Genomic DNA, 14393 nt, shown 5'->3' on the forward strand with positions numbered 1-14393 from the left:
CTCGGTTCAGGCTCAGGTTTCGTAGTCGATGACGTGGCGAAGCTGCTTCTGGTATTCCAGTGCCTTGCCGGTGCCAAGCGCCACGCAGTTCAGCGGCTCGTTCGCGACCGAGATGGACAGCCCGGTCTGTTCGCGCAAGGCCAGATCCAGATCGCCCAGCAGCGCCCCGCCTCCCGTCAGCATCACGCCGCGATCCACGATGTCGGCGGCAAGGTCGGGGGGCGTGGCCTCCAGCGCCTGCATGACCGCATCGCAGATGGACTGGACAGGTTCGATCAGCGCCTCGGCAACCTGCGCCTGGTTGATCTCCACCTCTTTCGGGACGCCGTTCAGCAGGTCGCGGCCGCGGATCAGCATGGACGTGCCGCGCCCGTCATCGGGCATGCGGGCCGTCCCGATGGAGGTCTTGATCCTTTCGGCAGTGGCGTCGCCGATCAGCAGGTTCTGCTGGCGGCGCAGGTAGGAGATGATGGATTCGTCCATCCGGTCGCCACCCACGCGAATGGAGCGGGCATAAACGATGTCCCCAAGGCTCAGTACCGCAACTTCGGTCGTGCCGCCGCCGATATCGACCACCATGTTGCCGGTGGGCTCGGTGATGGGCATGCCCGCACCGATGGCCGCCGCGATAGGTTCGGCGATCAAGCCAGCGCGGCGTGCGCCTGCCGAAAGAACCGACTGGCGGATTGCCCGCTTTTCGACGGGCGTCGCGCCATAGGGCACGCAGACGATGATCTTGGGCTTGGAAAAGGTGGTCCGCTTGTGAACCTTGCGGATGAAATGCTTGATCATTTCTTCCGCGGTGTCGAAATCGGCGATGACGCCGTCGCGCATCGGGCGGATCGCCTCGATGGAACCGGGGGTCCGGCCCAGCATCAGCTTTGCATCCTCGCCCACGGCCAGAACCTGCCGCTTGCCGTCCTTGACGTGATAGGCGACGACGGAAGGTTCGTTCAGGATGATCCCCCGTCCTTTCACATAGACCAGCGTGTTCGCCGTGCCGAGGTCGATAGCCATGTCCGACGAAAAGATACCCGCCAATGCCATATGAAGCCGTTCCTGTCTGATGTCCCTGATACCCGAGTCGTGCGGTGCGCGGGCGGCTTCTTATAAAAAGCCAAAGGGCAAAGCGAAAGGCTCCGCTTTGCCCCTTCACGTAATAATCAGCGGGGATCAGCCGGCGTCGCGGTAGCTTACGGCCTTCGTGTCGTGCCCCGGCGCCGTTTTCTGGCGGCGCAGGATCAGCCGGTTCAGCGCGTTCACATAAGCGCGGGCCGAAGCGACGACGGTATCGGTGTCGGCAGCATGGCCGGTCGCGATCTTTCCGTCCTCCTCCAGCCGGACGGTGACGGTGGCCTGCGCATCGGTGCCTTCGGTGATCGCCTGCACCTGATACAGCGCCAGCGTGGCGGTGTGATCCACCAGCATGTTCACCGCGTTGAAGGCCGCATCCACCGGGCCGTCGCCCGTGGCTTCCGCGGTCTTGTCCTCGCCATCGACGGTCAGCGTCAGCTGCGCCTCCTGCGGGCCCTCGGTGCCGCAAACCACGCGCAGGCGCTTGATCTGCAGCCCGTCATAGGCGGCCTGCGTGCCGGCTTCCTGCACCAGCGCCAGCAGATCCTCGTCGTAGATCTCTTTCTTGCGGTCGGCCAGCGCCTTGAAACGTACGAAGATATCGGCCAGCTGGTTGTCGGCAACCTCGTATCCCAGATCCTTCAGCTTGGACCGCAGCGCCGCGCGGCCCGAATGCTTTCCCATCACGAGCGAGGTTTCCGTCAGGCCCACATCGGCGGGGCGCATGATCTCGAACGTTTCGGCGTTCTTCAGCATGCCGTCCTGATGGATGCCGGATTCATGGGCAAACGCGTTCTTGCCAACGATGGCCTTGTTGAACTGGACGGGGAATCCGGAAACCGTGGCAACCTTGCGGCTGATCGCGGTCAGCCGTGTCGAATCCACGCCGGTGCGATAGGGCATGATGTCATTGCGCACCTTCAGCGCCATCACGACCTCTTCCAGCGCGGTGTTGCCCGCACGCTCACCCAGGCCATTGATGGTGCATTCGATCTGGCGCGCCCCCGCTTCGACAGCGGCAAGAGAGTTGGCCGTCGCCATGCCCAGATCGTTGTGGCAGTGGGTGGCGAAGATAATCTCGTCCGCACCCGGCACGCGTTCCAGCAGCATGCGGATCAGGTCTGCCGATTCTCGCGGCGCGGTATAGCCGACGGTATCAGGGATGTTGATCGTGGTGGCCCCGGCCTTGATCGCGATCTCTACCACGCGGCAGAGATAGTCGTGTTCCGTGCGCGTTGCATCCATGGGTGACCATTGCACGTTGTCGCACAGGTTGCGGGCATGGGTCACGGTATCGTGGATCCTCTCTGCCATCTGGTCCTTGTCCAGGTTGGGAATGGCGCGGTGCAGCGGAGAGGTGCCGATGAAGGTGTGGATGCGCGGACGGGCCGCATGCTTCACAGCTTCCCAGCAGCGGTCGATATCCTTGAAGTTCGCGCGCGACAGGCCGCAGATGACCGAGTTCTTCGATTGCTTGGCAATGGCCGAAACCGCCTCGAAGTCGCCTTCCGAGGCGATGGGGAAACCGGCCTCGATGATGTCCACGCCCATCTCGTCCAGCATGGCGGCGATGTCCAGCTTTTCGGCATGGGTCATCGTGGCGCCGGGCGATTGTTCGCCATCGCGCAGGGTGGTGTCGAAAATGAAAACGCGGTCCTGGGTATTCGTCATGTGCTTCTTCCTTCTTGAGCGTTGGGCGGGCGCTGGTCACCTCTGAGCGGTCGCGCCCAAGGGCACGCTCAGAGGCGCGTAAGAAGAAGAAGGCTGCGGGTGCAGCAGGGGGCGACGCCCCGAAGGATGATATGTTGGTCCCGTACCATGAACCGAACTATAAACGCCGCGGATTGCATGGCAACCGCAAATAAAGGGCAGGAAATCTGTCCTAAAGCCACTTCCGGCGGCGGAACCACCACCATGGCAGCAGCGCCGAAAGCACCATGGCCCCCAGTGCCAGCGGATAGCCGTATTGCCAGCCAAGTTCGGGCATGTTGTCGAAGTTCATGCCATAAACTGTGCCGACCAGCGTTGGCGGCAGGAACAGGGCGGTGGCCACGGACAGCACCTTGATGATCTGGTTCTGCTCCACCCCGATCAGGCCGATGGTGGCCGAATGCAGGAATGTCAGCTCCTGCTCGATCTGGGTTTCATAGGCGGAAAGGGATCGCAGGTCGCGCTCGATCGCCTTCAGCCGCATCGCGCCCTTGGCCGAAAGGCGGGCAAGCTGGGGCATATCGTCGTCCTGCATCTTGGCAGTCTTGCCTCCGGTTGCCACGCGCATGAACGGCAAAAGACGGTCGAAGGACAGCAGGCTTTCACGCAGGATCGACAGGGTGCGGTTCTTGCGGCCCAGCTGGCGCAGAAGTTTGCGCAGGTCCTGTTCCAGCGGCTCGTCGCTGTCCTCGAAGAACACGGTGTCGGAAATGGCGTTCAGATCTGCCGAAACCTGTTCCAGTACATCGGCGATGCGTTCGACGAAGGCTTCCAGAATGGTGGCCATCAGGCGGGGCGCATTATCCGATTCGCCCGGATGCCGCTGCACGCGCGCGGCAATGGTGCGCAGGGGCAGGGGGTTGGCATAGCGAACGGTGATCAGCAAATCGGGCAGCAGCACGAAGGTGACCTGCGTGCGGCGGGGACGGCCATCCACCACGCCTTCGATCACGGCGATGGTCATGACCATCGCCTTGCCGTCGATGTAAAGGCGCGAGCTGTCCTCGATCTCCGTCATCTCGGCACGGGTGGGAACGGCAACGCCGGCCAGTTCCTCGATCAGGCGCTCTTCCCAGCGGGTCGGGTTGCACATGTCGATCCAGAGCACGCCCTGAATCGACTGCGGTACCCCTTCGATGCAGCACAGCGCGCCATTGGACAGGATATGGTGTTCGATCATGCGGTCAGGCTTGCCCGCTGCCGGGACGGCGGGCAAGCGATTCGTCAGGCCCCGGGCGTCAGGCGCAGGATCGAGGAGTCGCCGCCGCCCCGCTGTTCGGTCACGGCATAGATGGCGCCGTCCGGCCCCACACGCACATCGCGGATGCGCGCTTGCAGCGGAATACGCTCCTCATGCGTGACGGCGTCGCCGTCCATGTGCAGGACCACGACGCCCTGCGTGACCAGCCCGCCCGCAAGGATCGCGCCCTGAAGGTCGGGGAACATCTCTCCGTCATAGAAGGCCATGCCGGAAGGGGCGATCACCGGATCCCAGTAATAAAGCGGTTGCTGCGTCTGGGCCGATTGGGTGATGCCGTCCCCCACCGGATCGCCGGAATATTCGATGCCATAGGTCACCTCGGGCCAGCCATAGTTGAGGCCCGCTTCGGGGCGGTTCAGCTCGTCCCCGCCCTTGGGGCCATGCTCGATCATCCAGAACTGCCCGTCCGGGCCAAGCGCGGCCGACTGGGTGTTGCGGTGGCCGATGCTCCAGATCTCGGGCATAGCGCCTTCCACGTCGATGAAGGGATTGCCTTCGGCGGGATTTCCTTCGGTATCGATGCGGATGACCTTGCCGAAATGGCTGGACGGATCCTGCGCCTGCACGCGCGGCTCGCGGTCCGAGCGTTCGCCCACCGTCAGCCAGATCACGTCATCGGGCGCGATGGAGATGCGGGAGCCGAAATGCTTGTCCCCGTCATAGGTCGGCTGCTGGCTGAAGATGACGCGGACATCCTCCAGCCGCGGGGTGTCGCCGTCCTCGACCAGCCGCGCGCGCGCCAGCGCGGTGCCGTTGCCCCCGTCGCGGGGTTCCGAGAACGAGAAGAAGATCGTGCCGTTGGTTTCGAAATCGTTGCCCAGCGCCACATCGAGAAGGCCGCCCTGGCCGTCGCTGTCCACCTCGGGCACGCCCGAGATTGCGGGGCCGGCTTTGCCATCCGTCAGGATATGCATGTCGCCTTCCTTGGCGGTGACAAGCATCCGCCCATCGGGCAGGAATTCCATCGCCCAAAGGTGCGGCAGGCCTTCCGCCACGGTTTCAATGGAAACCTGAACGGGGTTTTCGGGTTGCGGTGCCCGCGTCTGCCCTTCGAAGGCAGGGGTCTGGCTTGGCGCATTGGGCGGGGCGGTTTCAGCGGGCTGGCGGGATTCCTGGGCAAAGGCGGGCAAGGCAAGGATGGTGGCAAGCGCGGTCAGAAACGTGCGGTCCATGATCTTCCTCCGGTGGCGTCGCGGCGGGAACGCCGCAACGCCGGAACCGGTTTCCGGCACCAAATGTCGCAGGGTTACTGCGCCAGCGTACCGTTTTCCCACGTGCCGCTGACCGTCTGGCCCGAGCTGTAGGTCATCGTGCCTTCACCCGAAGGCAGGTTGTTTGCGAACCCGCCTTCATACCGGTCGCCCGTGGCATAGGTGAGGGTGCCTTGCCCGTCGAACTGCCCTGCCTTCCATCCGCCGGTATAATGGTATCCGTCGGGCCGCGTCAGTTCCCCCTGACCTTCGCGCTGGCCGTTCGCGAAGCTGCCGACATAGGTGGTGCCATCGGCATACGTCGCCGTTCCGGTGCCGTTACGCTCCCCCTCGGACCATTCGCCTTCATAGCGGTATCCGTCGGGGCGGGTCAGGGTGCCGGTGCCGTGATACCGGCCTTCGGAGAAGCTGCCTTCATACGCGGTCCCGTCGGCCTGAACCATGCGGCCCCGACCTTCCATCACGCCGCCGGCCCATTCGCCTTCATAGCTTCCGCCATCGGCATAGGTCAGCGTGCCGCGCCCTTGCGGTTGCCCGCCGACGAAGCTGCCCGCATAAACCGATCCGTCGGGATAGGTCACGGTGCCTTCACCTTCCATCCGGCCCCCGTGCCAGTCACCTTCATAGCGGTATCCGTCGGGGCGCGTCAGGGTGCCCTTGCCTTCCCGCAGGTCCTGCACGAAGAGGCCGTCATAGACATCGCCGTTGGCATAGGTGGCAAGGCCCTGACCTTGACGCATTCCGTCAACGAAGCTGCCTTCATAGGTGTCGCCGCCGGGCTGGGTCAGCTTGCCTTCACCTTCGATCCGCCCTTCGGTCCACGTACCTTCAAACGTCATGCCTTCGGGGGTGGTGAGGGTGCCGGTGCCGGACGGAACGCCCGCCGCAAGGGTGCCGCGATAGATGCTGCCGCCGGGATAGGTGATCTCTCCCTCTCCGGATTTCTGGCCCGCTTCCCAGTTGCCGTCATAGACGTAACCATCGGGCGATTCGATGCGGCCGGGGCCGTCGGGCTGCCCGTTGGTGACACTGCCGACATAGACCGTGCCTTCGGCATAGGTCGCGGTACCTTGTCCCGTCCGCTCCCCCGCCTGCCATTCGCCTTCATAGGTCGAACCGTCGGCGAAGGTGATCTTCCCCTGGCCCTGCGGCCGCCCGTCCACGAACGGCCCGACATAGACCGAGCCGTTGGGATAGCGGGCCGTGCCGTCGCCCTGGATGCGGCCCTGTTCCCACTGGCCGGAATATTCGAATCCGCTGGGCATGCGATAGGTGCCCTGGCCCTGCTGCATCCCGTTGACGAACGTCCCTTCATAGACCGAGCCGTCATCGTATTGCTTCGTCTGGATGTCCTGCGCGAACGCGGGCGCAGCGAGTGCCAGCGCCAGTGTCGCACCAAGCCAGTGATGTTTTGCCATCCGTCCGTTCCGCTACAGCCTTCGCATCAAACCTTAGGGTTTTGATCATCTTGCCGCAAGCGGCGGGCAGTGCGTGCATAGATGCACAGAAATAGCTTGTATTGGCGGTATCGCGCGCGGGGGATGATGGCTACACTTCGCCCGAACAACAAAGGAGCGGTCCGATGACCAAACTTGCCGTCATCTACTATTCCACCTATGGCACCAACCACCAGATGGCCGAGATCGCCGTTGAGGCAGCCCGCGCTGCCGGCGCCGAGGTGCGCCTGCTGAAGGCGGCCGAAACGGCGCCCGAGGCTGTGGTGAACAGCCAGGATGCATGGAAGGCGCAGGCTGAAAAGACTGCACACATCCCCGTCGCGACGCCCGACGACATGGAATGGGCGGATGCCTATCTCTTTTCCACCCCCACGCGGTTCGGCTCGGCGTCCAGCCAGATGCGCGCCTTCATCGACACGCTGGGCGGGCTGTGGTTCCAGGGCAAGCTGGCCAAACCCGCAAGCGTGATGACCTCGGCGCAGTCCACCCATGGCGGGCAAGAGGCGACATCGCTGGGCCTGTACACCACGCTGATGCACTTTGGCGCGGTTATCGTTCCCCCGGGCTTCACCGATGAATCCATCCAGAAATCGGGCGGCAACCCATACGGCTATTCCCACACGCAGGGAGCGCCGTTCACCGACGACGTGAAGGCCGCGATCGGCCACCAGACGCGCCGCTTGCTGGACGTGACGGCGAAGCTGCTGGCATGACGCCTTGCGGGATGCGGCACCGTCCGCATCCCGCATTCAGCAAGCACTGGACCGTGGCGGCGGCGCTGCATATAACCGCGCCATGACATATTGCCCTCCTCCTCGTCGAATTACCGGCCCGGCGCGCTGACCGCCAGCGGCCCGCCGGGATGACCCTGCACGGCACCTTCCTTCCTGCCATTGACGACATGAGGCCACGCTCCATGAGCGACACGACCCCCGACTACCGCGACACCGTCTTCCTGCCCGAAACCGATTTTCCCATGCGCGGCGGCCTGCCGCAGCGGGAACCGGACTGGCTGGCCCACTGGGAAAAGATCGGCATCTATGACAGGTTGCGCGAAAAGACGGGCCGCAAGCCCTTCACGCTGCATGATGGCCCCCCCTATGCCAACGGGCACCTGCATATTGGCCACGCGCTGAACAAGACGATCAAGGACATGATCGTCCGGTCGCACCAGATGATGGGCTTTGATGCACGCTATGTTCCGGGCTGGGACTGCCACGGCCTGCCCATCGAATGGAAGATCGAGGAGCAGTACCGCGCCAAGGGCCTGAACAAGGATGACGTGGACATCGTCGCCTTCCGGCAGGAATGCCGCGCTTTCGCCAAGGGCTGGGTCGATATCCAGCGCGAGGAGTTCAAGCGCCTTGGCATCACCGGCAACTGGGCTGATCCTTACCTGACGATGGACTTCCATGCCGAGGCGGTGATCGCCGAAGAGTTCATGAAGTTCCTGATGAACGGCACCCTTTATCAGGGGTCCAAACCCGTGATGTGGTCGCCGGTCGAAAAGACCGCGCTGGCCGAGGCGGAGGTGGAGTATCACGACCACACCAGCCACACGATCTGGGTGCGCTTCCCTGTCCTGACGGCCACGAACCTGCCCGAACTGGACGGCTGCATGGACACGCAGCTTCTGCAGGCCTCGGTCGTGATCTGGACCACGACGCCGTGGACCATTCCGCAGAACCGCGCGGTCGCGTTCAACCCCGCCATCGCCTATGGCCTTTATCGCGTGCTTGATGTGGCTGAAAATGCCACGGCCCGTAGGGGGGAACTTCTGGTTCTGGCCGACGCGCTGGCTGAAGGCGTGATGAAGCAGGCAAAGGTCGAAACGTTCGAACGTGTGCGCGACGTGGCCGGCACCGAGTTCGAGGGCGTCATCCTTGCACACCCCTATCGCGGCATCGAAAACGGCGGCGGTGAATGGGACTATGACGTGCCGATGCTGGCGGGCGATCATGTCACGGACGAGGCGGGGACGGGCTTTGTGCACACCGCGCCGTCGCATGGCGATGACGACTATCAGCTGGGCCTGAAGCATGGCCTGAAAATGACCTACAACGTCGAGGCGGACGGGTCCTATCGCGTGGATCTGCCGATCTTCGGCGGCCAGCACATCATCCTGCCCGACGGCAAGGAAGGCCCCGCCAACGTGGCCAACATCAAGGCACTGGCCGGGGCGAAGGCGCTGCTGGCCAAGGGCAAGGTCAAGCACTCCTATCCGCATTCGTGGCGGTCCAAGGCGCCGCTGATCTTCCGCAACACCGCGCAATGGTTCGCGGGGATCGACCGGCCGCTGGATGACGGCATGGGCGAATATGGCGACACGATCCGCAAACGCGCGCTCGCCTCGATCGAGCGGTTGGTGAAGTTCACGCCGGTGTCGGGCCAGAACCGCCTGCGGTCGATGATGGAGGCGCGGCCCGACTGGGTCCTGTCGCGCCAGCGCGCCTGGGGCGTGCCGCTGACCTGCTTCGTGAAGAAGGGTGCCAAGCCCGAGGACGCGGACTTCCTGCTGCGCGACGCCGACGTGAATGCGAAGATCGTCGCTGCGTTCGAGGCCGAGGGCGCGGATGTCTGGTACCGCGACGGCTTCAAGGCCGAGATCCTGGGCGATCGTGCCGACGAGTATGAGCAGATCTTCGACGTTCTGGATGTATGGTTCGATTCCGGATCGACACATGCCTTCGTGCTGCGCGACCGCGCGGACGGAACGGCGGACGGAATTGCCGATGTGTATCTGGAAGGCACCGACCAGCATCGGGGATGGTTCCATTCCTCGATGCTTCAGGCCTGCGGCACCAAGGGGCGCGCCCCTTACCGCAACGTCGTGACCCACGGCTTCACGCTGGACGAAAAGGGCATGAAGATGTCCAAATCGCTTGGCAACACCGTCGTTCCCGCCGAGGTGATCGAGCAATACGGCGCGGACATCCTGCGCCTGTGGGTTGCCCAGGCCGACTAGACCGCCGACCAGCGCATCGGGAAGGAGATCCTGACAGGGACCGCCGACAGCTATCGCCGCCTGCGCAACACGCTGCGCTTCCTGCTTGGCGCGCTGAAGGGCTTCGATACGCCCGAGCGTGTGGAGCAGGCCGACATGCCGGAACTGGAACGCTGGGTTCTGCACCGTCTGGCCGAACTGGATGCCGAGGTGCGCGCAGGTTACGCCGCCTTCGACTTCCAGGGCGTGTTCCAGAAGCTGTTCACCTTCTGCACCACCGACCTGTCGGCGGTGTATTTCGACATCCGCAAGGACGTCCTTTACTGCGATCCGGAAAGCAGCCTGCGCCGCCGCGCCTCGCGAACGGTGCTGGATCTGGTCTTCCACCGCCTTGTGACATGGCTGGCACCGATCCTGCCTTTCACGACGGAAGATGTCTGGCTGTCGCGCTTCCCGGGGGCCTCATCCTCGGTTCACCTGCAGGACATGCCGGACACGCCTGCGGCATGGCTGGATGAAGCGCTGGCCACCAAGTGGCAGGCGATCCGTTCCGCCCGCCGCGTCGTCACCGCCGCGCTGGAGGTGCAGCGCACGGCCAAGGTCATCGGCGCAAGCCTGGAGGCGGCCCCCGCCGTGCATGTTGCCGATGCGGCGCTGCTGGAGGCGCTTCGTTCTGTCGATTTCGCCGAGGTTTGCATCACGTCGGACCTGACGCTGACGGGGGATGCGGCGCCGGAAGGGGCCTTCACGCTGGCCGATGTTGCCGGTGTTGCCGTGGTCTTCCACGAGGCGGAGGGCGAGAAATGCGCCCGCTGCTGGCGCATCCTGCCGGATGTGGGCACCCATGCCCATCCCGAAACCTGCGAGCGTTGCGACGCTGCGCTGGACTGACGCAAAAGAAAAGGCGCCCGGATCGGGCGCCTTTTTACTTCGTCCTGTTACCGTTTCCGTTCGGGAATAATCTGCTGTGCGATCCCTGCCAGCAGCAGATAGACGGATGTCACGATCAGCCCCCAATGCGCCCAGCTTTGCGGATCAAAGGAAACCCACGCCGCCCATCCGGCAAAGGCTGTCCACGCGATCGCGATCGGAAGCGAAACTATGCGCCAGCGGTTCGTGCGCACCGGGTGGATGAACTTCAGGTTTGTGAACATTGCCACCGTCAGCAGAAGCGAGACGATCAGGATCACGGTTTCATCGGGCCGGATGGCGAACAGCACCAGCACGACCATGTTCCAGCATCCCGGAAAGCCCGCGAAGGAATAATCCTTCGTCTTCATCCGCGTGTCGGCGAAATAGATGACCGAGCCATAGACGATCACGATGATCGTCAGCCACCCCTCCCACCCGTTCAGAAGGCCCGACTTGAACAACGCATAGGCGGGAATGAACACATAGGTCAGATAGTCGATGATAAGGTCCATCAGGACCCCGTCATAGGCCGGCCAGTGCTTTTGCACCTGATAGCGCCGGGCCAGCGGCCCGTCGATCCCATCCACCGCAAGCGCCACCACCAGCCAGAGGAACATGAGCGACCACTGTTCCTCCACCGCTGCAAGCATGGACAGCATGGAAAGAACAGCGCCAGTGGCGGTCAGCAGGTGAACGGAGAGGGCTTTGAAACGATGATCCATGGGCGCAATAGTGGTGCCTGACGCGCGCGAAGGCAAGCCGCGCTCAGGCACGGGGATGGGCGCGCGAATAGATGTCCATCAGGCGGGCGGCATCCACACCCGTATAGGTTTGGGTGGTTGACAGCGAGGCGTGGCCCAGCAGCGTCTGGATCGTGCGCAGATCGCCCCCTCTTGCCAGCAGATGCGTGGCGAAGGAATGGCGGAAAGCGTGCGGTGTGGCCGTGGCGGGAAGACCAAGCCGCATACGGGCCTTTTCGACCGCAGATGCGATCGTGCGCGGGTTCAGCCGCCCGCCCTTGACGCCGCGGAACAGCGGCCCCTGCGTCAGATCGAAGGGGCAAAGCCGGACGTAATTTGCAACCGCCTCTTTTGCGACCGGCAGGGTTGGCACCAGCCTCTGCTTGTTTCCCTTGCCGATGATGCGAAGGGTGTCGGGCAGGGGAAGGACGTCGCAATCCAGCCCGATCGCTTCGGATATCCGCAGCCCGCAGCCGTAAAGCAGCGTGACAACGGCTTGATCGCGTGCGGCCACCCATGCCTCGGGGTGGATGGCGACCTCGGTCATCATCTCGCGGGCGGCGTCCTCGGGCAAGGGGCGGGGCAGGGTGCGGCGATAACGGGGGCTGCGGGCCGACAGCACGGCCGTGGCATCGCCCCCCTCGCGTTCCGAAAGCCAGCCGGTGAAGGTTTTCACCGCCGACAGCTTCCGCGCCAGAGAGCGGGAGCCGACGCCGGCCGCACGCTCGAACGCCATCCAGCTGCGCAGATCGACCTGCTGCGCCCCGATCAGCGCCCCCAGCCCATACCCCTCGCCCTTGTGATGCGCAAAGAAATCCAGCCAGCGAACCACATCCGCGCCATAGGCGGTCACGGTGGCGGGGGAGCGCCCTTCGATGCTGGCCAGATGCGACAGCCAGCGTTCAAGGGCATCGCGGGCCGCAGGGGGGATGAGAAGGCTCATGTAAGCCAGCGGCGCATCACCCGCTCGGCCACGCCGGTGAAGAAGGTCAGAAGGTCCGTGCCCTGTGCGGGCTGGAACTGCGCCGCGTCGGTCCCGCCAAGGGCAAGCATGCCCGGCAGGTGGTCCGGACCAAGATCCAGCAGCATCAGCGCTTCGGACCCGATCCAGCGGGTGCGGTCGCCCCAGATGGTTTCGGCGCCTTGCGTGCGGCGCAGGATCACGGGTCCGCCCCGCCCGGCATAAGCGGCGATGAAGCCTGCCGGGACGGTGCAAAGAACATTTTCGAACCGTTCCAGTTCGGGATCGAGGTCATCCTCACCGGTTTCAAGCACAAGGCGCAGGCTGTCCACGCGCAGCGTCTGGCGCACTGGTCCGTCCAGCGCCTCCAGCAGGGCGGGGAAGCTGGGCGGTTCCAGCAGGGCAAGGATCGCCCGGTGGATCTGCGCCGTGCCCGCCACGTTTTCATAGGCGGCGGCAATGACGTTGCGATGCGTATCTTCCAGCGCGCCCAGCTTCGATTCCAGCCGCTCTATCGTGGCGCCGCGCAGGTCGATGACGTTGGATCCGCGCTGCGCATCCCCTGCGCGGATCAGTGCGCGCATGATGTCCTGATCCTCAAGTACCAGTTCAGGTTGCGACAGGATCCTGGCGCGCCAGTCGGTCGGCTTCTCGGTGGCTTGCATCCCGCTCTCGTCCATCTGTTTCGCGGCAGTATATCGGGGCGTGGCGGGCGGGCAACGGGGGCGGGCGCGATATGGACAAGGCGCGGCTTTCATGAAACAGGTCAGCCGTCCGAGCCGGAGAGATTTTCATGACCGTCGTCACCCGCTTCGCCCCTTCGCCCACCGGCTTCATCCACGTGGGAAACCTGCGCACCGCGCTGATGAACTGGATGATCGCACGCAAGGCGGGCGGCACCTTCATCCTGCGGCTGGACGATACCGACCAGGAACGTTCCAAGCAGGAATATGTCGACGCGCTAAAAGAAGACCTTGAATGGCTGGGCCTGACATGGGACCGCGAGGAGCGTCAGTCCGCCCGTCTGGACCGCTATGCCGAAGCCGCGCAGCAACTGCGCGAAGCCGGCAAGTTCTATGAATGCTTCGAATCGCCGACCGAACTGGATCTGAAGCGCAAGAAGCAGCTGAACATGGGAAAGCCGCCGGTCTATGACCGTGCCGCGCTGAAACTTTCGGCCGAGGAAAAGGACCGCCTGCGCGCCGAGCGTGGCGGCTACTGGCGGTTCGAGCTTGATCACGAGCGGATCGAGTGGACGGACGGCATCCTTGGCGACATCTCGATCGATGCGGCGTCGGTATCCGATCCCGTACTGATCCGTCAGGACGGGCAGGTGCTTTATACCTTCGCATCCTCGGTCGATGATATCGACATGGGGGTCAGCTTCATCGTGCGCGGGGCGGATCACGTCACCAACACTGCCACGCAGATCCAGATCATGAAGGCGATGGGCGGCACGCCCCCCAGCTTTGCCCACCATTCGCTGCTGACCGGCCCGCAGGGCGAGGCGCTGTCGAAGCGCCTTGGTGTTCTGTCGCTCCGCGATCTGCGGGCGCAGGGTGTGCAGCCGCTGGCGCTGTTGTCGCTGATGGCGCGTCTGGGCTCCTCCAAACCGGTGGAGCTTGCGCAAAGCCACGAGGAACTGATCGCAGGTTTCGACATCGGCAGCTTCGGTGCCGCGCCGACGAAGTTCGATGCCGCCGACCTGTTCCCGCTGACCAAGCAGTGGGTGCAGGGCCTTCCGTTCGCGAAGGTGGCGGACCGCATCGCCGAACTGGGTGTTCCCGCCGATCTGGCCGAAACCTTCTGGCGCGTGGCCAAGGACAACATCACCGTTCTGGCCGATCTTGCCGCGTGGTGGGAGCTGTTCCGCGATGGCGCGGAGCCGCAGATCGACCCCGAGGACGAGGCGTTCGTGCGCGAGGCGCTGGCCCTGCTGCCCGACGGCCCCTACACCGCAACCACATGGGGTGAATGGACCGCGAAGGTTAAAGAGGCGACGGGACGGAAGGGCAAGGGGCTGTTCATGCCCCTGCGCAAGGCCCTGACAGGGCAGGCGCATGGACCGGACATGGCCGATGTGATGCCGCTTCTGCAGCGGGTTCGCGCGAAGGAATAAGAAA

General features: G+C 64.1%; 12 protein-coding genes. 4 read left to right on the plus strand and 8 right to left on the minus strand.

Translation table 11 applies throughout. From position 1 onward, the window contains the following. Positions 1–12 precede the first annotated feature (12 nt). The 5 genes from JX25_RS02070 to JX25_RS02090 all read right to left on the minus strand — a co-directional run bounded on the left by JX25_RS02070 (position 13) and on the right by JX25_RS02090 (position 6674). On the minus strand, positions 13–1047 hold the full coding sequence (locus tag JX25_RS02070) for a rod shape-determining protein (protein ID WP_128253461.1): 1035 nt from the start codon (positions 1045–1047) through the stop codon (positions 13–15). Between the two features lie 126 nt (positions 1048–1173). Continuing rightward, positions 1174–2745, minus strand: coding sequence for a 2-isopropylmalate synthase (locus JX25_RS02075; protein ID WP_128253462.1), 1572 nt, complete (start codon positions 2743–2745; stop codon positions 1174–1176). Positions 2746–2956: 211 nt separating this feature from the next. After that, entirely contained in the window at positions 2957–3964 is a 1008-nt protein-coding gene (locus JX25_RS02080) for a magnesium transporter CorA family protein (RefSeq protein WP_128253463.1), read from the minus strand. A 44-nt stretch (positions 3965–4008) separates the two neighbouring features. Next, a complete protein-coding gene (locus tag JX25_RS02085) occupies positions 4009–5217 on the minus strand; it encodes a PQQ-dependent sugar dehydrogenase (protein ID WP_128253464.1) in 1209 nt (402 codons plus the stop codon). A gap of 74 nt (positions 5218–5291) precedes the next feature. Beyond that, the gene (locus JX25_RS02090; protein WP_128253465.1) at positions 5292–6674 is read right to left on the minus strand and encodes an MORN repeat-containing protein; all 1383 of its coding nucleotides are present in this window, start codon (positions 6672–6674) and stop codon (positions 5292–5294) included. 164 nt (positions 6675–6838) lie between these two features. On the opposite strand from JX25_RS02090, the gene wrbA reads away from it, so the two are divergent. From wrbA to JX25_RS15315, 3 genes are all read left to right on the plus strand, one after another. Next, the gene (wrbA, locus tag JX25_RS02095) at positions 6839–7426 is read left to right on the plus strand and encodes an NAD(P)H:quinone oxidoreductase (RefSeq protein ID WP_128253466.1); all 588 of its coding nucleotides are present in this window, start codon (positions 6839–6841) and stop codon (positions 7424–7426) included. Positions 7427–7629: 203 nt separating this feature from the next. After that, complete coding sequence (ileS, locus tag JX25_RS02100; RefSeq protein ID WP_421779970.1) at positions 7630–9678, plus strand: isoleucine--tRNA ligase; 2049 nt, start codon at positions 7630–7632, stop codon at positions 9676–9678. A gap of 135 nt (positions 9679–9813) precedes the next feature. Continuing rightward, positions 9814–10548: a class I tRNA ligase family protein gene (locus tag JX25_RS15315; protein ID WP_421779972.1), complete on the plus strand. Its 735-nt coding sequence runs from the start codon at positions 9814–9816 to the stop codon at positions 10546–10548. 47 nt (positions 10549–10595) lie between these two features. Here JX25_RS15315 and JX25_RS02105 read toward each other — a convergent pair whose 3' ends face one another. From JX25_RS02105 to JX25_RS02115, 3 genes are read right to left on the minus strand one after another with little or no spacing between them, the layout of a single operon-like run. Further along, positions 10596–11291 carry a CDP-alcohol phosphatidyltransferase family protein gene (locus JX25_RS02105; RefSeq protein WP_128253467.1) on the minus strand — a complete coding sequence of 232 codons (696 nt, stop codon included), beginning with the start codon at positions 11289–11291 and terminating at the stop codon, positions 10596–10598. A 43-nt stretch (positions 11292–11334) separates the two neighbouring features. Further along, positions 11335–12252, minus strand: a complete 918-nt coding sequence (locus JX25_RS02110) for a tyrosine recombinase XerC (RefSeq protein WP_128253468.1) — start codon at positions 12250–12252, stop codon at positions 11335–11337. Beyond that, on the minus strand, positions 12249–12935 hold the full coding sequence (locus JX25_RS02115; protein WP_128253469.1) for a DUF484 family protein: 687 nt from the start codon (positions 12933–12935) through the stop codon (positions 12249–12251). Before JX25_RS02115 ends, JX25_RS02110 begins: the two co-directional genes overlap by 4 nt. A 128-nt stretch (positions 12936–13063) precedes the next feature. Between JX25_RS02115 and gltX the strand changes: the two genes are divergently transcribed. Then, positions 13064–14389, plus strand: a complete 1326-nt coding sequence (gene gltX / locus JX25_RS02120) for a glutamate--tRNA ligase (RefSeq protein WP_128253470.1) — start codon at positions 13064–13066, stop codon at positions 14387–14389. Positions 14390–14393 lie beyond the last annotated feature (4 nt).

It is taken from the genome of Falsirhodobacter deserti (genome assembly GCF_004015795.1).
Classification (GTDB): domain Bacteria; phylum Pseudomonadota; class Alphaproteobacteria; order Rhodobacterales; family Rhodobacteraceae; genus Falsirhodobacter; species Falsirhodobacter deserti.